The following is a 22255-nucleotide window of genomic DNA, read 5'->3' as shown; positions in this document are numbered from 1 at the left end:
TCCGGCACGCGGCGTGGTAGCCGGCGAAACCATCCACAGCGAGGAGCCACACGATGCATCGTCGACAGGTACTGCTGGCAGCGGCCGCCGCCACCGCCGGGGTGCTCGGCACCGGCGCCACCGCGGCCCACGCGACCGACGGGCGGCACCTCGTGTGGCCCATCAACCTGGCCGGTACGGCCGGCGCGCTCACGTTCTTCGGGAAGGTCAACTCTGGCGAGCTGTGGAGCACCGCCGGCGGCGTGGCCGGCACCGCCTTCGGCAACCCGGCGTTGTTCTTCTTCGACGGCTTCGGGATCGTCAACTTCATCCGGCTCGTCGACAAGGACCTGCATCAGTTCGAGGTCTACACGACCACGTCGGTCCTGGCGTCGAGCATCCAGGGCCTGATGTACCGCTTCACGTCCAACGGCGCGTTCGGCATGGACTACACCCGCTCCGGGGCGTTCTCGTGGTCGATCGCGACGCAGCAGCTGGCACCGGCGCCACTGGACACCGCGGCGACACCGATTCCCGTCCTCGGCGTCGCGGAGCCCTGGCTCACCGTGCGGTACCTGTCCGCCTCGCTGTCCACGGGAATGCGCGAGGTCCTGCACGACCAGGACGCTCAGGGCCGCCAACTGTGGGGCCGCGTCCTCAACACGACGATCGTCGGCTACCAGCAATGGCCGCTGCAGGTCACCCAGCAGTCCGACGGCACCGAGGTCCGCGCCGGCACGTACTGCTGCATCCGCCCGCTGGACACGATGCTGCACGAGATCGAGGTGTACCGCGGCCGCCACACCGAATGGCACGACCCGACCGCCGGCACCCGGAAGTTCTGGCGGATGGGATACAAGTACGCCACCCCGAAGCCGCTCCTGCGCATCAACACCACCACGGTGACCGGCGAGCTCGGCGTCGACTGGTACACACCCACGTACACCGTCTGACGCGGGCCGGTCAGGGCTTCGCGGGTGTCTCCTTGACGGCGGGTGCTGGTGTGCCCTTCGGGCACTTTGCCTTGATCTCACTGGTGTTGGTGCTGGAGATCAGCACGGCCCGGATCTCGTCGGCCGGTCCTGGCCGGTAGTCACCGAGGGTGTAGCCAGGGGTGAGGTCGAGGTCCAGGATCTGTGCCTTCCTGCCGGTGCAGGACACGCGGGCGACGCCGCCCTTCGCGCGGATCTCGACGCCAGGTTCGGGCGCCGGTGGAGGGGACACGGTGGGGGCCGGGGCGGCCGACGACGTGAGCGGGCTCGGATTCGCGGGGTTGACCGGCTCGGGCGTGCCCACCGCGCCGGTCGGTGTGGTGGCACCGGATTGGCCGGCCTGGCCAGCAGCCGACGCCGGCGCAGGCTGGCTGATCAGGCTTCCGGATGATCCTGGTGCGGGGCTGTGCGCGGGGTTGTGCGCCGCGGTCGCCGTGTTGTTGTCCCGGATCGGGGGGTTGCGCTGCAGAGACGCGGTGACGGCGACGGCCGCAAGGACGCTCGCACCGGCGATCATCGCGACGGCCCGGCGCCGGCCACGGCCGGCAACGGCTGTGCCGGTCGGTGGGCGGACAACCGCGGTGGGCTGCGGTTCGGCGTCATCACGCGGGCCGGCCGGTCCGGTGTGCTCCGGCTCCACGGAAGGTTCGAGGGAACGTTCGAGGAAACGTTCGAGGCTGGTCGGCCCGGCCGCCGCGGCGGCGGCGAGGTCGTCCGACGGTCGCGGCGTGATGCCGGCTGCGGCGGTGAGGACGGCGGCCACCTCGGCGGCGGACGGCCGGTCGGCGGGGTCTTTGGCCAGGCATCGGCAGCAGATGTCGTGCACGACGGGCGGCACGCCGTTGATGGGAGGCAGCGGTTCGGGTTCGACGTACACGTGGGCGTTGAGCATCTGGGAGGGGGTGTCCGCCTGCCACGGCAGCTTGTCGGTGAGGGCGCGGTGGATGAGCAGTCCGAGGGCGTAGACGTCGGAAGCGGGGAGGACCTCGTCGCCGGTGAGCCGTTCCGGGGCGAGGTAGGCCGCGGTGCCGAGCAGCTGGCCTTCTTCGTCGATGTCGGGCTGCCCGGCGACGGCGGCGAGCCCGAAGTCGAGGACTTTCGCTCCGGTCGGAGTCAGCATGATGTTGGCGGGTTTGACGTCGCGGTGCACGACGTGGCGGTCGTGGGCGGCGGCGAGGGCCTCGGCGACCTCAGCGCAGATCCGCAGTGCTACCTGCGGCGGGAGCGGCCCGGCCGCCAGCCGCTGTGACAGGGTGCGGCCCGGCAGCAGCTCCATCACGACGTACGGCACGCAGTCGCCGGTTTCGTCGAGTGCTTCGCCGTAGTCATAGACGTTGGTGACGTTCGGATGTGACAGCTGGGCGGCGGCTTGTGCCTCGGCCTGGACGCGGCGCCGGGCGGCCGGGCTGGCGGTGTGGGGACCGGCGAGGACCTTGACCGCGACGTGCCGGTTGAGCAGCTGGTCGTGGGCTTTCCACACGACTGCCATGCCGCCCTCGTCGAGTTGGGCGAGCAGGCGGTAGCGGTCGCCGAGGGTCTGATCCTGCTGCATCGGGATCTGTTCTCCCGTCCGAGCGGGATCGACACCTTCCGAAGGTATCTGGACGGTATCGGTTCGTGGCGTCTGCGGCGTGGATCCTCGAGGTCGTCGGCGCCGCCGACGTCACTGCGGGAGCGCGGTCGCGGCGCGGGTTACGCCGAGCAGCCCGAACGCGTCCGGGTCCGCGCACCAGGCGGCCAGGGCCCGGCTGAAGTCATCAAGATTGATCACCATCCGTGTGACTGCACTCACAGGGTGTGGCGGGTGTTGTTTACACGGCGGAAAAGTCGGCCGGTCATGATGAATGTCGAACAGTGACGTCGTGCTTGATCGCGTCCCGGCTTGGCGGAGCCGGCAGCGATCGCGCGTTTCCCATCGGCGTTGGGAAACCGGGTGCTGGTTCCGCGGCAGGCCACTGCCGCGGAACCAGCCGCACCCCTACCGTCGCTGTTCCGTCCAACGGCGTCGCTCAGGCGGGCAGGGTGAGGCAGGCGAGCCGGGTCCCGGCGGTGCCGGCCACGCCGGGGGCCGTTTTGGTGGCCTGCGTGTGGATGACGAGCGACCGCGGTGCGTGGGCCGGGTCGAACATCCACGGCTGGGTGGCGGTGCTCGTCGCGCTGCCGTTGCCGTCGGTGGTGACGTCCAGCCAGACCTCGTTGTGCGGGTTGGCGTAGCTCGGGTCGACCGAAGGCGCGGAAGCGGAGGCGGCCGGGTCCGGGTGATGCTGGTAGTGCGGGCCGGCCGCGTCGCCGGTGGCGCCGCACGGCTTGACGTGCAGGTGCGCGCCGTACGTGCGGCCCGCCTGCAACCCGGTCACGGCCAGCCGCACCACGGCCGTGGTCCCGGAGGGAGTCAGTGTGACCATGGCGGTCGCTCCGGCCGGCACCAGCGCAGGGTCGTAGGTGACGGCGGTGCTGCCGGTCGTGTACGGCGCGAACGTGCCGGCCGCCGTCACCCCGGCGCTGCCGCTCGGCGCCGGCGCACCGCTGCCACCGGTCGTCGGCCCAGCGCTCACGCCGGGCGCCGGGAGGCCGGTCTTGGCGTCGCCACCGCACCCGGCGAGCAGCACGGCCGGAACGAGCAGGAGGACGGGGGACAGCAGGACGGCACGGCGGCGGCGCATGGCAGTTCCGATCGTTCACGAGCGGGCGAACCCATCGCCACCAGTCATACCGGTCATAGCCGGTCGGATTCGCCGTAACTAGTTCGGAACACCCGAAAGGTACGGCGGATGCCGGGCGAGGCGATCCCGTCGCGGGTGACTACCCGAGTGACTCGAGCCGAACCCGCGACAGCAACGCTTCGATCGCGTCGGCGCGGCCCGTGCCGAGCCCGTGCCGGGTCACGTTGAGCGCTCCCGCCGCAGCGCCGGTGCGGATCGCCTCGCCCAGGTCGCCGCCGCGGGCGAGGACCGCGGCGACACCCGCCGACATCGAGTCACCGGCGCCGCGGTGATCCTTGATCTGCAGCCGCGGCACGTGCACGCGCTGCACCGTACCGTCGAAGAACGCCAACGCGGGATCACCGGCGCGGCTGACCAGCGCCGCCTCGGCGCCGTCATCCAGCAGCGTCCGGCCGGCGGCCACGAACGCGTCCTCGGTGTCGTCAATGGAGCGCCCGTCACGCAGCAGCTCCTCGTGGCTGACCTTGACGAACGCCACGCCGCCGCGCAGGACCGCCTTGAGGTGGTCGCCGGACAGGTCGGCCACGACGCGGATGCCGTTACCGGTCAGGTCGGTGGTGAGCCGCCGGTACACGTCGGGGTCGACGACGGTGGGATCGGCGGGGCCGCTGAGCACGGTCACGTCGCTGTGCAACCCCTCGGCCAGGGCGATCGTGTACAGCTCGTCCAGGTCGTGCCGTTGCAGCGGCGCGCCGGGCCAGTCGGCGACCGCCTCGCGGGTGCCGGCGCGACGGTCGTGGACGTACCAGCCGCTGCCGGCCGAGCGTCGCACGGACCGGACGGTGCTCTCCTGCCCGGCCAGGAGCGTGTCGAGGAGCTCGCCGGTCTCCCCGCCGACGCTGACGCACAGCGTGACGTCGCTGCCGAGCGTCGCCGCCATCCGCGCCTGCCACACCCCCTGCCCTCCCGGGTGGACGTGCAGATCGGGGGCGCCGGCCGCCTGCTCGACGGTGACGGTCAGCACGGGCGCGGGAGCGAATACCAGCACTTTGCCACTCATCCGGCTCCGGTACCCATGAAGCCCGCGCTCAGGCCAGCGGCCGGTGAACCTCGTCCGCCAATCTGCCGGTCGAGGTGAGCGAGGTTGGCGTGCAGCCAGCACGTCCCGGTCCGTTCGCGGCGACCGGAGCGCGTCGCCGCACTTCCTTGCGCCGCTGCTCGGACCGACGGCATTGACGAGTATCGCTATGTCTGGCAGACTTCGATCCCCGCATCAGCCCTTCCGCCAAAGGGACTGCCATGAAGCTTGCTCTGCCGTGCCTGCGTGCATTCGCCCTCATCGCCGTTGCCGTGACCGCCGGGACGGTGGTGAGCGGGCCCGCCCATGCCGCCGCGCCCGCCGGCCGGTACGTGGCACTCGGCGACTCGTATACGTCAGGGCCGCTCATCCCCGACCAGGTCGACCTGAACTGCGTGCGGTCCAACCGCAACTACCCGGCGCTCGTCGCCCGCGCGATCGGGTCGGCCTCGTTCGCCGACGTCAGCTGCGGCGGCGCGACGACCGGCGACATCCTCAACGCCGGCAAGGGCACACTCGGGTTGCCGGTCCCGGCCCAGATCAGCGCGGTCACCGCCGCGACGGCGCTGGTAACGATCGGCATCGGCGGCAACGACATCGGCTTCTCCGGCATCGTGTCCGCGTGCGCGCAGGACGGGATCGGCAACCCGTTCGGCACGCCGTGCCGGGACCGGTACACCAGCGGCGGTGTCGATGCGTTGCAGGCCCGCATCGCCGCGGCCGCGCCGAAGATCGCCGCCGTCGTGCAGGCCGTGCGGGCCGCGGCGCCGAACGCCCGCATCGTCGTCGTCGGCTATCCCACGATCGTGCCCGACAGCGGCTACGGCTGCTGGCCGACGGTGCCGTTCGCGTTCGGCGACGTGCCCTATCTGCGCAGCGTGGCGAAGTCGCTCAACGCGATGCTGGCCCGGACCGCCGCGGCCGGTGGCGCCGAATACGCCGACACGTACACGCCGTCGATCGGCCGTGACGTGTGCCGCGGCAAGAGCGTGCGCTGGGTCGAGGGCGTCGTACCGGAGAACACCGCCGCGCCGTTCCACCCGAACGCCGCGGGGGAGCAGGGCATGGCGAACGCGGTCACCGCCCGGCTCGCCGTCTGAGCCTGCGCCGGATCTCGCCGCCCGCGACATCATCGACGCTCTGGAAGCCAAGCAGCGCACGCCGACCCGCACGGTGGCCAGCGGGGCACCAATGGCCCGTCGACCGGGCCACGTAAACGGCGCGCATGCTTGGTGCCTGTGTTGTCGAAGGTCTGTTCACCGGTGGTGGCCGTGAACCCGGCGATCACGACCCGGCGGGCTCGGCCGGGAGGAGGGCACACACCTGGACGAGGACCTCGTCGACCTGCTTGATACGGGTGCGCAGTCCGTCCCGTTCGGTGTTCAGCGCCTCCCGGCGCCGGGCCCGCTCGGCCTTCTCCTCGGCGAGTGAGCGTTCGATGTCGGCGAGGTGCTCGTCCAGCTGCTTGATCCGCTGTTCGATGGCCTCGTCGAGGGCGAGCGTCAGGGCGTACTGCAGGTCGGTGAAGCGGTGGATTATCTCGTCGCCGAGCGCGGACCGGGTCTCGCTGAGTACCTCCCGGAACCAGGTCAGCGCGGCGGCCCGGTCCGCCATGAGCCGGCGCTTGTAATCCAGGTAGGCGTCGGCGGCGAGGCCGAGACCGACCCCGGCGACCGGGATCGAGAAGCCGGCGATGCTGGTGACCGCGTTGCCGGCCGTCATCGCCACCCCGGCGGATGACACGACGACCTTGGCGCCGTCCGAGCCGCCCCGGTCCGGGCGGCGCCGCAGCCCGAGGCCGTGCCGGAGCCGGGCGTTGATGCCACGCAGGACGTGCTGCAGCTCGTCAGGCTGGAACACCTCGGCGAGGACCGTCGCACCGATCCGGCGGAACCGCAGCTCCAGGTCGTGCGACAACCGCACCGACAGCGCGTGGAGCGCCGCGTCGACCTCGGCGGGCAGCCCGGCGAGGTCGGCGCTGGTGCTCTGATCGATCCGCTCCCCGAAGTGGTCCCGCAGCCTGGCGATGTAGGAGAGCAGCCGCTTGTAGGTGTCGACCCTGGCCCGTTGCGTCTCGGTGTTCAGGGTCAGCGACCACCGCCGGCTCTCGGCGCGTCTGCGGGCGGCGACCCGTGAGCGCTCCTCGCGGACGCGTTCGGGGTCCGTGGCCTTCATCCGGTCGCTGAGGTCCTGGTCGATGCGGATGTACTCGGAGCGCACCGAGCGCAGTATGTTCGCCTGCTGCAGCAGGTGCCCCTGCTCCGCCAGGTCGACCAAGACCCGCTGCAGCGCCACGATCTCCGACTCGCCCATGGGCTCGGGCGCCGCGTCCCGCGGCAGCGTCGTGACGAGCTCCGAGAGCCGGGCCGACACCGGGAACCACGGCGCGGACCCGAAGCGGGGTGCGTGGGTGTGCAGCTGGCCCTTGTTGTCGGCGAGGATGGTCCGCCAGCCGGGGTAGGCGTCGATCTTGGTCAGCGCGAACAGCACGACGTCGACCCGCTCGCCGGCCTCGACGAGGAAACGCAACTCAGGCGCCGAGAACGGCGCGGACGCGTCCACGACGAACAGCACGGCGGTGGCCCCGGCCACGGCGTCCATCACGATCTCGGCGTGCGCTGGGTCCAGCCCGCCGGTGCCGGGCGTGTCGGTCAGCGTGAGGTGCCGCAGCAGCGGCGCGGAGTGCTGGATCTCGATGCGGCGGGGCGGCCGCATCCCGTCGGGCAGGTGCCCGAGCACCGTGCCCCAGTCACGCAGGTCGCCGAGGCCGAGCCGGACGGGTTCCTCGAGGCCCGGCACGTGAGCGCGGACGCCGTGCTCGGGGCCGTGCTGGAAGTCCAGGTACGCGGCGGTGGCGACGGCCTCGTCGACGGGCGACAGCCCCGGCACGCCGATGAGCGTGTTGACGAGGCTGCTCTTGCCGCGTTTGGTCGCACCGACCACGACGACCCGCGGCCGCGTGAGGTCGCGGCGGTGTTCGGCCTCGATGTCCGCGGCGGCGTCGACGTCGAGCTCGCGCAGGTGGCCCAGGGAGCCGTCGATGCCGGCGGTGAGGAGCCGGCGCAGCCCCGCCGCCGTTGTGTCCCGCATCCCGTGCCTCCAATGCGACGCCTCCCGCGCACTGTAGTGCCGCACCGCCAGCGTCCGCCCTGCCGTCTACGTCATGGGTGTTGCCGTTGTATGCCCATGCACTCCTCACCGTCGGCGCACACTGCCATGTGGCCTCGTCGGGGCGGTGATAGCTGGCCCCGGTGGTCGTCTGCGGCTGTTGCGTGGTTTCGGCGCGTGCCCTTCAGGCGAAGCGACGAACAGTGATGCGTGTGACGGTTGATTCTGGCCCCAGCCGGGGTTCTGGTGCTGGGACGGTCGACGCCTGGTTCGAGCGGCTAGTGTGCGACGGTGAGATTCGACGTGCCGAAGGCGATCAAATGGGTCGTCAAGTCTGATCTTGTTGTGCTGAGCGAGAAGGCGGGTGCGCTGCATCTGGGCGCTGGTCGCCGCGCCGGTTGGTTGCGGGACCACGTGTCTGACTCGGCCAACGGTGCGCTCTGGGCGATCCTTCGAGAGAGCCACCCGCAGCCGAGTTACCGGTGCCTCATCGTGATGAAGTGCGGTGGCGATGGCACGGAGAACTTCATGCTCGACTTGCTGCCCGACGACTTCGAGCAACTGCCAGACCTGCCGCAGGAGCGCGTGGTGCAGCTGGCTCGATGGGCGTTGAGTCACGTTCCCATCAGCCCATTGCCGGCGGAGGACGGAGTTGGCTTCGGTCGCGAGAAGTGACACCACTTGGACCAGCTCGGATGATCTTGCAGAGATTCGTGCGCGTCCCGTGAACCACAGAAGCGGGCGCGCATGATGGCAGCGTGGCTGAATTGACCTTGTTCGCGGACTACTACCAGATCCACGTCTTCGACGAGGGGTCGGAGACTGACCTCGGCGACGAGTGGACCGACCAGGCGTCGGATGATCATTTGGCCGTCGGCCGAGATGCGGTCGCGGTCGGCACCGCGGTGAACGTCAATATCGCGGTCAGCGTTGAGCTGCTGGGCGGGCCGCCGCCTGACGATAGTGTTGACTTCGACCACGTAGCGGAGGGCAGCTTCTACTGCTCGTCGGGACAGCTGGTGGTCATGGGATGCACCGACTACGAGCTCGACGCGCGCCGCTTTCCAGTGGCGACCGGTTGGCTGCGTTTGCGTGTGTCTCAATCCAACCTTGATCGGGCTTATCAGGCTGGCATCGACTCCGATGAGGATCCGCGGACGATGGAGCGGCTGCGTTTGCAGGCGTGGTCCGCTCCGGCAGCGCCTCTGGTGGTGGCCAAGCGCTGGCGGCCGCCGGCGTAGGTCCTCGCTGTGGGTTCAGCATCACACCGACGACCAAGTGGTGTCGCTACTGGGCTCCGGCGCGAACTGTGTGATGGATGTCGGACCATGAATTGTTGCCCGAGTGCGCGATGCCGTCGGACAGCTGCTTTCCCATCTGGACGGCATCGAGATCGACGAGGTCTTGGACGCTGGTCCCGAGTTGGTCATCGCGGGTCGGGTCCGTAGCGGTCAGGCCGTTTGTCAGGCGTGTGCGGTGCCGTCGTCTCGGATGCATTCGCGGCATCGCCGGACGTTGGCGGATGTTCCGGTGGTCCTCGGCGCCCGGGTCCTCGGCGAGTTCGGTGACGCCCCGAAGCGGTTCGCCGACACCAAAGCACCCAAGAACTACGCCGGCACCTCGCCCATCACCCGGGCCTCCGGCGCCCGCCGCGTCGTGCGGGCCCGCTACGCCCGCAACCGCCGCCTCGGCGACGCCATACACCAGTGGGCCTTCTGCGCCATGAGAGGCTCCGCCGGCGCCCGTGCCTACTACAACGCCATGCGGAACCGCGGCATCGGGCACCAGGCCGCACTACGCCAGCTCGGCAACCGCCTCGTCGGCATCCTCGTCGGCTGCCTCAAGACCAACACCACCTACCACGAAGACACCGCCTGGGCCCCTATCCAGCCAGCCTCTTGACACAAAAAGAACATGGGATGTCTTGCCGAGATCAGGGTGGTCGGGAACGGCCGTGGTCATACGCCGGTGGGATACAGCTTGAGGTGCTCGGCCGCCATGACGACGGCCGTTCCGGGCGGGACGTCGATGGAACCGTCGTCGACCTCGACCTGCAGAAGCCCGGTAGCTATCCGCACCGTCAGGAGGTCCCGCTCCTGCAACTCGACGTTCCCCCGCAGCTTGGGGCCCTCGCGCAGTGTCGCTTCAGCGCCGTCCATCGCGATCGCGTCGGCCCATCCGAGCACGACGTCGATGTCCAGCTCAACGTCGACGAGCTCGCCGACGTTGGGCGGCAGGCCAACCCACTCGGCCTGCAACGGGACACCCGCTACCACGATGTCGACCATCGTCGGCATACCCGGATGTACCACGACGACATGTGCTTGCATGCACCCGATGATCGCACCCGACGTCCGGTTCTCCCGCCGACTGGGCGCCAGGCTACCGGAAGCGGTCACGTGTCGTGACCAACGTTCGGCACTGGCGGGTGCCCGGAACTGCCGAGATCCGCGCTGGCCGGGTGCCGTCCGCAGTCCGTAGCGTTTCATGCCTCGGAGTCGGTTGGGAGTCGTTGCGTTGCGGCCGAAGGCCCTGGCGGAGTGGCTGCTGTCGGCGATCTGCGCGCTACCACCGGGCGGCGGCGGCCGCCCGCTGGCGTGCCGATTCGTACATCACGACAGTCGCGGCGGTCGCCGCGTTCAGGGAGCTGGCGGACCCGAACATGGGGATCCGGACGAGCTGGTTGCATGCCTCGCGCCAGCCGGAGCTGAGGCCGGTGGTCTCGTTTCCGATCAACGTCAGGGTGGGCTGTGTGAAGTCGTACTCGGCGGCGTCGAGGATGCCGCGCTCATCAGTTCCCATGATGCCGATGCCGATGCCGTTGGCGCGGACGTCAGCGACCCAGGATAGAACGGCCTGGTGTGAGGGCACCCGGACCACGGGCAAGGCGAACAGCGAGCCGGTGCTCGCCCGGACAGCCTTCGGGTCGTACACGTCGGCGGCGTGGCCGGTGACGATGACGCCGCCGGCGCCGAAGGCGTCCGCCGACCGAACGAGGGTCCCGATATTGCCGGGGCTCGTGGGCCGATCGAACACGACGGTGAGCATGGTCGGACCGACCGGGATACGGCGCAGGTTGTCCTCCGGCAGCGCGACCACGGCCAGTAGCTCTGGAACCGTGTCTGCCTTACCTCCCAGTTCGTGCATCAGTTCACGCGAGACGGCGAACTTCTCGGCCCGGACTGTGTCCAGGGCCTCGCGTGCCCAGCCGGACAGCTGAGCGCTGGTGTCGTAGAGCAGCTCCCGGATCTGCCAGCCGTGTTCGACGGCCATGGTGATCGGGCGCACGCCCTGCACGAGGAACTCGCCGCGTCGCTGCCGCTTGGTCCGATTGCCGAGGAGAGCTTTCCACTGCTGGAACCGTGCATTGCGGCCACTCACTCGCAGAACCACTACAACCCCGCCTCCGTCGCACGTAGACCGCCCATGCCCTGCCTGCCACACTTCACTTTTGGCTCCCCGAGGTTTCCGACAAGACCTTCGGGCAGGCGCTCAGGAACGGACGGAGCACGTCGCCTCGGCGCCGCGGTCGGTGCCGTCTCCGTCTGTTCCGAGGGCGTCCTGCCCGAGACCCCGACGGATCGCGATCTCTACGGGTGAGTACGCGCCGTCGGCCCGCTCCAGTTCGTACGGTGCGGCTGGCATCAGCGGCGGTTGGGCCATGAAGCGAGGCCGCGCTCCGTGGTGCGGTTGCGCCGCGTGCACCAGGAATGGGTGGCACAGGAAGACGTCGCCCGGAGATCCGGTGGCGAGGGCGAGCGGCCGGTGCTCGGACGCCGTGACCAGGTCGGGCGTAAGGGCCAGTCCGCTCGCTCCGTCCTCCCCGTACTTCTCCAGTACCTTCGGCACGTCGAGGTGTGAGCCGACCCGGATCCGGGTCGGGGCGTCCTTCTCACCGATCTCACTGAACAGGAACAGCATCAGCAGTGCCCGGCCCCGGGAGCGCACATTGGTGAAGTACCAGCTCTCGCCCTCCGGCAGATAGCTGCCCTCGATGTGCCAGCCGGCGTCGTCCGGCTCCTCTTTGTGCGGGAAGCGCAGCGGGAACGTGCCCAGCGAGTAGCGCGGCTCCCAGCGTCCCGCGCCGACGAGCAGGTCGTACGCGTGATGGAGGAACGGGGAGTTGGGAGCGGCGGCGAACGGCCCCTGCGCCATGCCGGGCACCCAGTGCACGGGCTGTGTCCACGTCGCTGGATCGTCCGGGTCGCAGCCCGTCTCCCGCCACAGCAACCGCGCGCAGTCGGCTGCCACGCGCGGCGCGACGGCGCCCTCCAGCTTTACGAAGCCGTCGCGAAGAAAGTGGGATACCAAGGTCGTGTCATCCATGCCCCCATCGTGTGGCGGTGCCGGTCTCGATCACCCGACATTTTCTGCGCCGCTTTTGTCGGGTGCCCACCGGTGCGCTGCGACCAAGGTCGACGTCGGACGGTGGCTTGATGATCTCGGCACTCCGGCTGACCGCCGAAGGGAGCGAACACGTGGACACCCGCATCGTCGACCATCCCGAGTTCCGGCTCGTGGGGCACGCGGCCCGCGTCCGGCTGGTCCGTCAAGGCATCAACCCGCACATCCAGCGGCACATCACCGCACTGCCGACGGAGGAGCACCTGCGTTTGAAGGCTCTCGGCAACACTGAGCCGAGCGGCCTGCTCGCGGTCAGCGACGACCTTGACCCCGACTACGCCGAGGGCAGCGAGCTGACCTACCTTCATGGGGTCGCCGTGTCCCCGGGTACGCCGGTACCCGGCGGCCTCGACATCATCGAAGTTCCGGCCGGCAGATGGGTGGTCATCCGGACCACGGGGCCGCATCCGCAGACCCTGCAGAAGGCCTGGGCCACGGCCGCAGCCGCGTGGTTCCCGTTCAACCCGTGGCGTCTGCGGCCAGGTCCGGAGATCGTCGCGGTGCTTAAGCCTACGAACGACTTCAGCACCGCGACCTGTGAACTCTGGCTGCCCGTCGAACCGGCCTGACGACCGGCCGGCGGCCAACAGGAAGTGCAGAACCAGGAGCACGTCCGGACCTACGTCAAGGTCCAGGTGCGCAGCGACAAGCTCGTCGTCGAGAACGTCCGCAGCGGCACCTGCGCTGCGCCGAACGCGGCCGTCGAGCGGGGCAACGTCGCCTGGTGCAACAACACGCCGGCCAACCAGCCGGTCGGTTCGATCGTCGACTCGGTCACCGTCCACCCGTACCAGGGCGATGGCCAGGCCATCCAGGTCAACGTGCCGAACGCCGCCCCCGGCGAGTTCGGCTGGACGATCGACGGCTACAACGGCCTCGTGGACCTCGGCACCGCGCAGGACCACAACGGCGACTACTTCGCGGCGGCGGGTCACATCAACCCGATCGTCGTGTCGGACAACCGGCGTTCGCTCGCGCCCTGGTCGATCTCGGCCAGCGTGAGTGACTTCCGGGACGGCGACAAGACCTTCTCCGGCGCCTACCTCGGCTGGACGCCGCAGGTGATCGAGGCCGGTGCCGGCGCTCAGGCGAGCGGGTCGGTGGCCTCCGGCTACGACGACCACGGCCAGGGCCTGTCCGTCTCGCGCGGTCTCGGCTGGGCCAACCAGGGCCACGCCAAGGGCACCGCCCGGTTGGGCGCTGCCCGGGATCTGAAGATCCCGGGCAGCGTCGAGAAGGGTGGCTACCGTGCCACCCTCACGATCACTGCGCTGAGCAGCTGATCGGACACGTTTGACAAGGCGGGGCAGGCACCCTCGAGGGCCGCCGGTCGCAGCTCCGCGCCACCCTCGGGACGTTCCTGATCTCGGCGGCGGAGGATCTCACCGAGCCCATCGAGGTGCTGCACACCCGCTTCGTGGCGTGGTCCTACCGCCGGTGACCCATGGCCGCATCCTCGGCAACGACGAGCGTCTGGCGCCGCTCTTCGTTGATCGCATCGGACGCCGGCTGAGCCGCTTGCAGGTGCACCGGCTGGTTCGCCGGATCGCGCGACGCGCCGGGCTACCGTACGGCGACAGGACTGTGCGTACGTCACGATGCTCCTTCGGGCTATGGCGTGCAGTAGACGGCGAACGCATTGATCGCGTGGGCCCAGGCCGCGTCGAGATCGGCGTCGGGTGGGAATCGGTTGGCCAGCTCGAGATCGACGAGGCCGTGGGCGAAGCCCCAGATGGCACGTGCGGCTGCGATGTTGCCCCCGGTGACCCTCAGCAGCGGTGCGGCCGCCGCGGCTTCGATGCCGGAGGCGAGACGTTGACGATCCAGGGGATGCCGGGCACTGAGCTCGTAGAGCCGGGGATGCTGTAGTGCCCAGCGGCGGTAGGCGGCGACGAGCGTTGGAAGGTCGGCGCCGGCCGCGGTAAGCACAGCACCGAGCCGTTCCAGCGCGCGCTGTTGCAGCGCAGTTTGAATCTCGGTCTTGCCGGCGACGTGCTTGTACAGAGAGGGTGCCTGTATCCCGAGTTCGTCGGCGAGGCGCCGCATGGTCACCGCGTCCGGGCCTTCACGTTCCAGGATCCGCTCGGCCGCGTCGACCACCTCGCTGCGGCGGTTCATGAGCGTCCCGGACAACCCGGGACCGCCACCAGCCTCCTCATCCGGCGCGCTGGCTAGTGTCGCGCCAGGCAGGTGACGACGTCCACCCGCGACTCAGCACGTAGGCCGCGACGAGGAGAACCGAGACCGTGCCATCCCAACCGGCGATCGTTGCGGTGTCCGCGATGTCGCCATGAGCGGCGTAGAGCAAGGCGGTCATCGTGAGCGCGACCTTGTGGAAGATCACCAGCTCCCACACACCTCGATAGCTGCGCGGTGCCAGCGCGAGTAGGACGAACAGGCCCGCGAAGACGACGAAGCCGTAGGCTCGCCAGGTCTCGACGACCTTGGTCGAGCCGTCGGCGTCCCATACCGCGCCGGCCGCGGTGAGCGCGGCACCGACAGCACCGACGGCGGCAAGCCACAACATGATCCTTGCGATCCGATCGCGACCAGATCGCGGCGACCTCGCCGATGTGGTCGATACTGTGGAGCTGTTGGTGATCATGAATCCTCCGCCGAGCTGGCTAACGTTGTTAGCTTCGATCATCGGCTAACGACGTTAGCCTTGCAACTGAGCCCTTGCCGGTGCGGATGCGGTTCTGGACGCGGGTGTGGCCTCGGCCGTTTCGGCGCACGACCCGGCCAGCCCGGATCTGCTTGCCGAGCTGCGCAATCTCAACGGTGTCGGCTCATTCACCGGCCGAGAGCCCCAGTGGCGAATGGGCGCAGGCACCCGCAGATGCCCATGCGCCATGACCCGGAAACCGCTGCGTTCGTCGACGGTCGCGACGACCAGCCCGCCTCGCTCGTTGATCGCCACCGGCGTTACCGGCACCCATCTCAGCTGCACGAGGACATGGTGCGCGGTCACCCGGCCACGATCATCAAGGATCGCCAGGCCGTACAACGACGATCGCTGCCGCAGACTTGGCGGGCGTGGCAGCGTCACGCGTCGCTGCGGGAGCGCGGCGCCAACCCTGCTGCCTGCGGGCCTGCCGAGCAGTCCGGCTGCATTCGGCCGGGGGGCACGAGGGAGGGAACCAGCCCGCTCACGACGACGGAGCCGATGAGCAGCGAGTAGGCCAGGTCGAGTCCCAGTGAAGCCCAGGTCAGTACGACGGCCCGGCCTTGCGTGGTGACGAAGACGTTGGTGACGAGCACGCCCTGGATCAGGCCTGTGATGCCGCCGACGACATCAAACCTCGACACCACCTGTCCGCCCCGTGTCCCTGGCGCGACGAAGATCTGCTTGCGCGGTGCCTAATCGGTCTTCCCGCAACACCTCGCGGGCACCTCAGTGATCGCTGCTGAAGAACCGTAGCAACAGCGGGCCGACGATCTGTGGGTCGACGACGTGATCCGGCCCCTCGAGGGTCTCCCGTTGAGCGTGGGGTAGGAGGTCTGCAAGCTCGTCGGCTGCGCGGTCGAAGAAGTCCGAGGGCAGGCCTGCCATGTAGGGGACCGTGATCGGTCCTCCGGTGGTGACCAGGACCGGTTGGGTGACCGTTGCCAGTCGATCGGCCGGCAACTGGTAGCGGTTGAGGAAGAGGCTGTCGTGGACCAGCGTGGGCGCGAGGGCGACCGAATCCGCCCAATGCGCCGTCTGCTTGCCTGCCGCTTTCCTGGCCGCGATGTTGTCGTCGGAGGCGCCGGTCATGCGCATGAACAGTTCGAGAACCTCCTCGTTTCGCCCGGCGTCGAAGGCGCGTCGGGTGTCCGCGACGTACTCCTCGAATCGCGGGCGTATGTCGTCCCCGACCGCGTACGGCACCTCCCACACGGCGATCGTGTCGATGGCTGACCCGGCCGCGGCGGCTTCCAGCGCCAGAGCGCCACCAGAGGACGCCCCGAACAGGTGTGCCGAGCCGCCCGCCTCCGCGATCAACGCATCCAGGTCCTCAATCTCCCTTTCCACGGCGTAGGGCTCGGTGAAGCCGCTCGCGCCGCGTCCCCGACGGGCATAGTTGTAAACCGTGAAGTGCTCGGCGAGAGCAGGTATCAAGGGAGTGTTCTCGGCTCCGTCGTCCTGTGCGCCGCCTACCAGGACGACAGCCGGGCCGCTTCCCTTCCGGTCGTAGGCGATGGTGGTGCCATCGTTTGATGTCACGCGAAAGGCCATCTCGTTCATCTCACATCTCCGTTCGAGAGGTTTGTCTCAGCGCCTGAGCAGCGTGCCGACGACGGCCTCGGTGCGCGACCACCGCGCCCTTGCGATCACGGCCGCCACGACGAGAAGGGCGAGCGGCAGCCAAGGGCTCTGCTCGAGCACGAACTGATCGGTGATGACAGCACCGGTCAGCAATGCCGCCAACCCCAGACTGGCCAGGCCCGCCAGAGCCGGGATCAGAAGTCCAACCCCTCCCGCGACCTCCAGCGCTCCGACCAGGTACCGGAGCCACTGGCCAGCCCCGATGTCGGCGAACATGTCCACCATGACCGGGTCGCCGGCGAGCTTCGAGATTCCGCCGCCGGCGATTATCGCCGCCAGCACGACTTGCAGAATCCAGACCCCGATGCTGCTCGCCCGCCCGGGCGTGTGCGCAACGGTTTCCGAGTTGTTCTTGGCGATGGTGCTCATTCGGCCCTCCTTGTCGTGTCCGGGGCCTGGTACCGGTGATGGCGTTGTCCGAGTGGGCCGGGTTGTCGGAGTTGATTTCGACCAAGTGCTCGCGGTAGCGGCATCTACTTCTTGTTGCGGTAGAGGACCATGGTGATGGGACCGAAGACCGCGACGAGAAGTACGGACGAGACGAGCACCCAGCCGATTTCCCGGCGGGTACCAAGCCGTCCATCAGCCCGCCGTACCACGGTCGCCAGGTGGGTGATCGGGTTGACCTCGACGACCGCCTGCGTCCACCCGGGAATCGTCTTCGGGTGAGGCTAGTCAAGTTTGATTACTTGGTCAGATTACAGAGGAGGTAACGTCTAGTCAAGTTTGATTAGAAGCGTATCTTGAGGTGATCGGGGACCGTTCGTCACGAACCCGGATCATCGGCCATGGTGTAGGCGCCCTCAGACAGTCGTTTGCTCAGGCTCTTCGCCCACTCCAGTTCGGTGCGTGCCTGTCCCGCCCACAGTTCGGCCTGATCGCGGACGTGCTCGGGGGCGTCCCTATTGGGGTGCTCCCGCCACTTGGCCTGCTCTACGAGCTCCGCTTCCAGGCGCGCGACCCGCTCGTTAACCTGCGCGATGGCATCTGTCCTGGTCAGCATGGGCAACATGGCGATGGACGCGTTGAGCATGTCCGGGTCGTGAGTGCGCCGCAGACCGTCGCGGACCAGTTCGACCATCTCGTCCCGTCCCCGAGCTGTCGCGCGGTACAGAACGCGCTCCGGCCCGGAGTTGCCCGGCTCGGCGTGTTCGGTGAGGAGGCCATCAGCCGCCGCCTTCTTCAGCGCGTGATAAATCGAGCCGGGCTTGATCTTGGCCCAACTCTCCGCACCCCAGCTCTGCAGTTCGGACCGCACCTGGTAGCCATGCGCGCCGCCGGAGAGGTGCACGATACCGAGTATCAGGAGCTTCGTCGCCGACATGCGCCCACCTCCGCTCAATCTGCTCGGACTCGCTCCGCTTGCGCGCCCGCCAGGGTGGTGTCAACTCCCACCAACACTAGGGTGCCCTCCTGGTCCGGGTGGTGTCGGCACTGACCTACAAACGGTGCTGGTGGAGACCTCCAAAGCCACCCACCTGAGCAGGCTCGATCTCACCCTCGCCGCATAGACAGAATTAGGCAACAGAGTCGCACAAGCGCGACGGGGCGGATCCGCGAGGGATCCGCCCCGACATGCTGCTTTCGGGCCGCGGTCAGAGCCGCTGCATCTCCCGGTCGCGCCAGGCGCTCGCCCACGAGGTCCTGCCGTTGGTGCGCAGCAGCGAGCCCTCGTAGAGCCGGGCACCGGCGGCTAGGGTGACCGCGGCCGAGATCGCGAGCACGGCCAGGGACACGAACGGCTCCCAGCCCGCGGCGTCGCCGTCGAACAGCCGGACCGGCATCGCCGTCGGCGAGGAGAACGGCACGTACGACATGATCGTCATCACCAGGGCGTTGTCCCGCAGGAAGATGACGGCGAAGAACGGCAGCATCACCACCAGCTGGACGGGCGTCGACGCGCCGCCGATGTCCTCCTGCCGGTTGACGAGCGCGCCCACGGCGGCCCAGAGGGCGGCCAGCATGACGAACCCAAAGACGAAGAACGGCACGAACCAGACCAGCGCCGGAGCCAGCACCGGCAGCAGATCGCTGCCGCCGTCGGTGAGCTGCGCGCCGACGATCGTGACCAGCGCGATCAGCGCGACCTGGGCCAGTGCCAGGATGCCCCCGGCGAGGACCTTGCCGGCCAGCAGCGCGCGGACCGGCACGGCGGCGACCAGGATCTCCACCATCCGGGTCTGCTTCTCCTCAGTGACGCTCTGCGCGATCTGCAGCCCGAACGTGAGCGAGGTGAAGAAGAACACCATCGCGAACACGAACGCCACCAGGAACCCCACCACGGGCTCGACGGCGTCCGGGTCGAGCAGCCGGACCTCCGGCTCGGTCGACAGCGCCCGGACCACGTCGCCGGGCGCGTCGGTCATAGCCAGCACCTGGGGCCCGGCGACGACCGCGGCGTCGACGTCGCCGTCGCGGACGAGCCGCTCCGGGTCGGCCACGACGCGGACCTTGAGCCCGGCCTCGCGCAGCTTCGGTGCCAGCGACTCGTCGGCGACCGCGACGCTGGACGGGCCGCCGCCGAACATCGCCGGCAGCACCGTCGCGCCGACCGCGAACAGCAGGAAGAACAGCGTGCTGAACACGAACGTCTTGTCGCGCAACTTGACCTTGAGCTCGCGGCCGGCGACGAGGCGGGTCGCGGCACTGGTGTTCATCGGGTGACCTCCCGGAAGATCTCGGCGAGCGAGGGCGTGACGGGGCCGAACGAGCGGACCGGGCCGCGGCTCAGGGCGTTGCGCAGGATCGTCTGGTCGTCGGCGTCGCCGGCGAGGTCGAACACGGCCCGCGGGCCGTCGAGATCGACCAACGACACGCCGAGCTCGTCGCGCAGCCACCCGGCGTCGCCGTCCACGTGCAGCGTGTACCGCGGCTGCGCGTACGACTCCCGCAGGTGCTGGCGCGGACCGGCGGCCCGGATCTGTCCGCCGGCGATGATGACGAGGTCGTCGCAGAGACGCTCGACGACATCGAGCTGATGGCTGGAGAACAGCACCGGCACACCCCGCGCGGTCCGCTCGCGCAGCACCGCCACCACGGTGTCGACCGCGAGCGGGTCGAGGCCGGAGAACGGCTCGTCCAGCACCAGGACCTCGGGCTCGTGCACGAGCGCGGCGGCGATCTGGGCGCGCTGCTGGTTGCCCAGCGACAGGTTCTCCAGCGGGTCGCCGGCGCGCTCGCCGAGGCTGAGCCGCTCGATCAGCGCCTCGGCGTTGCGTTTCGCCGTGCCGGGCCCCAACCCGTGCAGGCGGCTCAGGTAGATCAGCTGGTCACGGACCGTCATCTTGGGGTACAGGCCGCGTTCTTCGGGCATGTAGCCGAAGCCCCGCCGGACCGCGCGGGTCAGCGGCGTGCCCTGCCACGTGACCGTGCCCGCGTCGGCGGCCAGGACGCCCAGGATGATCCGCATCGTCGTGGTCTTGCCGGCACCGTTCGCGCCGACGAAGCCGGTCATCCGCCCGGCCACCACGTCGAAGGTGACGTCCTGCAGCACCTGCCGTTCGCCGAACCGGCGGCTGACCGCCTCGAGATGGAGCACCGTCGTCATGAAGATCACGCTATGCGGCCGGTCCGTCCGTGTCGTCCGGCCGGCGGCCTACCCGCGGCGTCCGTCGCGCGGGGGACCCCGTCATCCTCCCGGGGTCACCACACCGTGCTCGTAGGCGAACACGACGGCGGCCGTGCGGTCGCGCAGCCCGAGCTTGGTGAGCACCCGACTGACGTGTGTCTTCACCGTCGCCTCGCCCAGGTGCAACGCGGTCGCGATCTCGGCGTTGGTGGCCCCGGCGGCCAGCGCGACGAGCACCTCCTGCTCCCGCGGCGTGAGCTCGGCGAGCCGGTCGCCCCGGGTGCCGCGGCCCCCGCCCGGCCGCGCGAACGTGGCGATCACCCGGCGCGTCAGCTCCGGCGCCAGCAGCGCGTCGCCCCTGGCCAGCACCCGGATCGCGTCGATGAGTGCCTCGGGCGTGCCGTTCTTGAGCAGGAACCCGCTCGCCCCGGCGGCCAGCGCCTCGAACAGGTAGTCGTCGCGGTCGAAGGTGGTCAGGATGAGCACGGCCGGCCCCGGATCGGCCGCGGTGATCAGCCGCGTGGCGTCCAGCCCGTCCAGGCCGGGCATCTCCACATCCATGAGCACCACATCAGGTGCGGTACTGGCGGCCAGCGCCACCGCCTGCCGCCCGTCCGCCGCCTCGCCCACCACCTCCAGGTCGTCCTCCGTCTCGAGGATGACCCGGAACCCGGTCCGCACGAGATGGTGGTCGTCGGCCAGCAGCACGCGGATCACGCGGCGGCCCCGGTGCGCTGCAGGGGGAACCGGGCGCGGACCCGGAACCCGCCGTCGGTGCGGGAGCCGGTCTCCAGCACCCCGTCGTGGGCGGCGACCCGTTCCCGCATGCCGATCAGCCCGAGCCCGGCCTTCACCGGCGCCCCCGGGGTGCCGTTGTCGGCGACGTCGACCTCCAGCTCGCCGGCCAGGTAGCGGATGCGCACGTCGAGTGACGTCGCCCCGGCGTGCTTGAGCGTGTTCGTGACCGCTTCCTGCACGATGCGGTACCCCGCCTGGGAGAGCGACTCCGGCAGGTCTACCGGGTCGCCGTACACCCCCAGGCTTGTCTCGAGCCCGGCCTCCCGGGCGCTGCTGAGCAGCTCGTCGACCCGGTCCAGCCCGGCGCCGGCGGCCTGGCGCTCACTGCCGTCGTGCCGCAGCAGACTGAGCATGCGGCGCAGCTCGTCGACGGCCGTCCGGGCGCTCTGCTCGACCGCCGCCAGCGCCGCTCTGGCCTTGCCGGGGTCCCGCTCCAGCACGCGCCGCCCGGCCGAGGCCTGCACGCCCATGACGGACACGTGGTGGGCGACGACGTCGTGCAGCTCCCGCGCGATACGCAGCCGCTCGCCCATCACCGCCCGCTCGCCCGCCTCGGCCTGCGACGCCCGCAGCTGCGCCGCCTGCACCTCGAGCTCGTGCTGCCGCTGCGCCGAGGTCCAGGCGGTCTCGCCGAAGAAGTACGCGAAGCCGAAGATCAGCATGTTGATCAGGATGCCGTTGATCACCACGGCCAGGATCGGCGACACCGGCCCGATGGCGTCGCGGAACGCGCCCGCCGACAGCTGAGGCAGCTCGATCAGGTACCACGCGCCGAGCCAGACGAACATCGAGCCGATGAGCACGAACCGCAGCCAGATCGCCCGGCGGTGGTCCCGCGCCCAGGCGCCCAGCGTGTAGAAGACACAGAACAGTGCCCCCGAGGTGAGCTGCTGCTCCGGGGCGGCGCGGGCCTGCCCGGCGATGTACGCCGCCGACACCACCACGGCGACCACCTCGGGCCAGCGCCGGCGCCAGGCCAGCGGCAGCGTGCCGGCCATGGCCCAGAAGATCTGCTCGGCCAGCGGCGGTGGCGGCCCGAACGAGAACAACCCGGCGCTGCGCGCGAGCGTCAGGTTGAGCAGCGCGACCCCGGCGACCGCGATCCCGACGACGAGGTCGGTGCGCTGCTGCCTGACGGTCGGCGCGGGCCGCCGCCAGTCCAGGACTTCACCGGCACTCATGCCGGCGACGATGGCACATGATCCGCGCTTCGCGCGAGTCAGGCGGGACCGGCGTTGTGCTCCGGGTCCTGTTCCGGGTCCTGCGCTGCCGTGATTCCGGCAGGTTGTTTGGGTACCAGGGCTCCAACTTCTTCTGGCCCCAGCCGGCGGCGAGGTCACGGCAGCCGGGGAGGGT

General features: G+C 69.8%; 23 protein-coding genes and 1 pseudogene. 7 read left to right on the top strand and 17 right to left on the bottom strand.

Annotated elements, in window-relative coordinates:
- The first annotated feature begins 53 nt into the window (after positions 1-53).
- Positions 54-932: a hypothetical protein gene (locus Dsi01nite_RS40060; protein WP_203851616.1), complete on the top strand. Its 879-nt coding sequence runs from the start codon at positions 54-56 to the stop codon at positions 930-932.
- A gap of 10 nt (positions 933-942) precedes the next feature.
- Here Dsi01nite_RS40060 and Dsi01nite_RS40055 read toward each other — a convergent pair whose 3' ends face one another.
- From Dsi01nite_RS40055 to Dsi01nite_RS40045, 3 genes are all read right to left on the bottom strand, one after another.
- Positions 943-2523, bottom strand: a complete 1581-nt coding sequence (locus tag Dsi01nite_RS40055) for a serine/threonine-protein kinase (RefSeq protein ID WP_203851615.1) — start codon at positions 2521-2523, stop codon at positions 943-945.
- A 457-nt stretch (positions 2524-2980) separates the two neighbouring features.
- Entirely contained in the window at positions 2981-3634 is a 654-nt protein-coding gene (locus Dsi01nite_RS40050; protein ID WP_203851614.1) for a superoxide dismutase family protein, read from the bottom strand.
- A 139-nt stretch (positions 3635-3773) separates the two neighbouring features.
- Positions 3774-4694 carry a 1-phosphofructokinase family hexose kinase gene (locus Dsi01nite_RS40045; protein ID WP_203851613.1) on the bottom strand — a complete coding sequence of 307 codons (921 nt, stop codon included), beginning with the start codon at positions 4692-4694 and terminating at the stop codon, positions 3774-3776.
- A gap of 239 nt (positions 4695-4933) precedes the next feature.
- On the opposite strand from Dsi01nite_RS40045, the gene Dsi01nite_RS40040 reads away from it, so the two are divergent.
- The gene (locus tag Dsi01nite_RS40040) at positions 4934-5812 is read left to right on the top strand and encodes an SGNH/GDSL hydrolase family protein (protein WP_203851612.1); all 879 of its coding nucleotides are present in this window, start codon (positions 4934-4936) and stop codon (positions 5810-5812) included.
- A 184-nt stretch (positions 5813-5996) separates the two neighbouring features.
- Here the strand turns inward: Dsi01nite_RS40040 and Dsi01nite_RS40035 are convergent, their stop codons facing one another.
- Positions 5997-7802, bottom strand: a complete 1806-nt coding sequence (locus tag Dsi01nite_RS40035) for a dynamin family protein (RefSeq protein WP_203851611.1) — start codon at positions 7800-7802, stop codon at positions 5997-5999.
- A 309-nt stretch (positions 7803-8111) separates the two neighbouring features.
- Between Dsi01nite_RS40035 and Dsi01nite_RS40030 the strand changes: the two genes are divergently transcribed.
- The 3 genes and pseudogenes from Dsi01nite_RS40030 to Dsi01nite_RS40020 form a co-directional block, all read left to right on the top strand.
- Positions 8112-8495: a hypothetical protein gene (locus Dsi01nite_RS40030; protein WP_203851610.1), complete on the top strand. Its 384-nt coding sequence runs from the start codon at positions 8112-8114 to the stop codon at positions 8493-8495.
- Between the two features lie 83 nt (positions 8496-8578).
- Positions 8579-9061: a hypothetical protein gene (locus Dsi01nite_RS40025; protein ID WP_203851609.1), complete on the top strand. Its 483-nt coding sequence runs from the start codon at positions 8579-8581 to the stop codon at positions 9059-9061.
- A 268-nt stretch (positions 9062-9329) separates the two neighbouring features.
- Positions 9330-9722 (top strand): annotated as a pseudogene (locus Dsi01nite_RS40020) (transposase); the annotation flags it as partial.
- Positions 9723-9778: 56 nt separating this feature from the next.
- Here the strand turns inward: Dsi01nite_RS40020 and Dsi01nite_RS40015 are convergent.
- The 3 genes from Dsi01nite_RS40015 to Dsi01nite_RS40005 all read right to left on the bottom strand — a co-directional run bounded on the left by Dsi01nite_RS40015 (position 9779) and on the right by Dsi01nite_RS40005 (position 12146).
- On the bottom strand, positions 9779-10108 hold the full coding sequence (locus tag Dsi01nite_RS40015; RefSeq protein ID WP_203851608.1) for a hypothetical protein: 330 nt from the start codon (positions 10106-10108) through the stop codon (positions 9779-9781).
- Positions 10109-10385: 277 nt separating this feature from the next.
- Positions 10386-11213, bottom strand: a complete 828-nt coding sequence (locus Dsi01nite_RS40010) for a TrmH family RNA methyltransferase (protein ID WP_203851684.1) — start codon at positions 11211-11213, stop codon at positions 10386-10388.
- 99 nt (positions 11214-11312) lie between these two features.
- Positions 11313-12146: a phytanoyl-CoA dioxygenase family protein gene (locus tag Dsi01nite_RS40005; RefSeq protein WP_203851607.1), complete on the bottom strand. Its 834-nt coding sequence runs from the start codon at positions 12144-12146 to the stop codon at positions 11313-11315.
- An 11-nt stretch (positions 12147-12157) separates the two neighbouring features.
- On the opposite strand from Dsi01nite_RS40005, the gene Dsi01nite_RS40000 reads away from it, so the two are divergent.
- Positions 12158-12793, top strand: a complete 636-nt coding sequence (locus Dsi01nite_RS40000; RefSeq protein WP_239136517.1) for a GyrI-like domain-containing protein — start codon at positions 12158-12160, stop codon at positions 12791-12793.
- Between the two features lie 24 nt (positions 12794-12817).
- Positions 12818-13507, top strand: coding sequence for a hypothetical protein (locus Dsi01nite_RS39995; protein WP_239136516.1), 690 nt, complete (start codon positions 12818-12820; stop codon positions 13505-13507).
- 328 nt (positions 13508-13835) lie between these two features.
- On the opposite strand, the gene Dsi01nite_RS39990 is transcribed toward Dsi01nite_RS39995, so the two are convergent.
- The 10 genes from Dsi01nite_RS39990 to Dsi01nite_RS39945 form a co-directional block, all read right to left on the bottom strand.
- Positions 13836-14342 carry a TetR/AcrR family transcriptional regulator gene (locus Dsi01nite_RS39990; protein WP_203851606.1) on the bottom strand — a complete coding sequence of 169 codons (507 nt, stop codon included), beginning with the start codon at positions 14340-14342 and terminating at the stop codon, positions 13836-13838.
- 37 nt (positions 14343-14379) lie between these two features.
- A complete protein-coding gene (locus Dsi01nite_RS39985; protein WP_203851605.1) occupies positions 14380-14871 on the bottom strand; it encodes a hypothetical protein in 492 nt (163 codons plus the stop codon).
- Positions 14872-15269: 398 nt separating this feature from the next.
- The gene (locus tag Dsi01nite_RS39980) at positions 15270-15533 is read right to left on the bottom strand and encodes a hypothetical protein (protein ID WP_203851604.1); all 264 of its coding nucleotides are present in this window, start codon (positions 15531-15533) and stop codon (positions 15270-15272) included.
- A gap of 85 nt (positions 15534-15618) precedes the next feature.
- Complete coding sequence (locus tag Dsi01nite_RS39975; protein ID WP_203851603.1) at positions 15619-16452, bottom strand: alpha/beta fold hydrolase; 834 nt, start codon at positions 16450-16452, stop codon at positions 15619-15621.
- 27 nt (positions 16453-16479) lie between these two features.
- Positions 16480-16902, bottom strand: a complete 423-nt coding sequence (locus Dsi01nite_RS39970; protein ID WP_203851602.1) for a DoxX family protein — start codon at positions 16900-16902, stop codon at positions 16480-16482.
- Between the two features lie 397 nt (positions 16903-17299).
- Complete coding sequence (locus Dsi01nite_RS39965) at positions 17300-17857, bottom strand: PadR family transcriptional regulator (RefSeq protein WP_203851601.1); 558 nt, start codon at positions 17855-17857, stop codon at positions 17300-17302.
- 271 nt (positions 17858-18128) lie between these two features.
- Complete coding sequence (locus Dsi01nite_RS39960) at positions 18129-19190, bottom strand: ABC transporter permease (RefSeq protein ID WP_203851600.1); 1062 nt, start codon at positions 19188-19190, stop codon at positions 18129-18131.
- Positions 19187-20080: an ABC transporter ATP-binding protein gene (locus tag Dsi01nite_RS39955; RefSeq protein ID WP_203851599.1), complete on the bottom strand. Its 894-nt coding sequence runs from the start codon at positions 20078-20080 to the stop codon at positions 19187-19189. The genes Dsi01nite_RS39960 and Dsi01nite_RS39955 overlap by 4 nt, the downstream gene beginning before the upstream one ends.
- 81 nt (positions 20081-20161) lie before the next feature.
- The gene (locus Dsi01nite_RS39950) at positions 20162-20818 is read right to left on the bottom strand and encodes a response regulator (protein WP_203851598.1); all 657 of its coding nucleotides are present in this window, start codon (positions 20816-20818) and stop codon (positions 20162-20164) included.
- Positions 20815-22080 carry a sensor histidine kinase gene (locus Dsi01nite_RS39945; protein WP_203851597.1) on the bottom strand — a complete coding sequence of 422 codons (1266 nt, stop codon included), beginning with the start codon at positions 22078-22080 and terminating at the stop codon, positions 20815-20817. Before Dsi01nite_RS39945 ends, Dsi01nite_RS39950 begins: the two co-directional genes overlap by 4 nt.
- Between the last annotated feature and the right edge of the window lie 175 nt (positions 22081-22255).

This window comes from Dactylosporangium siamense (assembly GCF_016862795.1).
GTDB classification, from domain to species: Bacteria; Actinomycetota; Actinomycetes; order Mycobacteriales; family Micromonosporaceae; genus Dactylosporangium; species Dactylosporangium siamense.
Note: the sequence above shows the minus strand (reverse complement) of the source record. Positions and strands in the feature narration are given on the sequence as shown.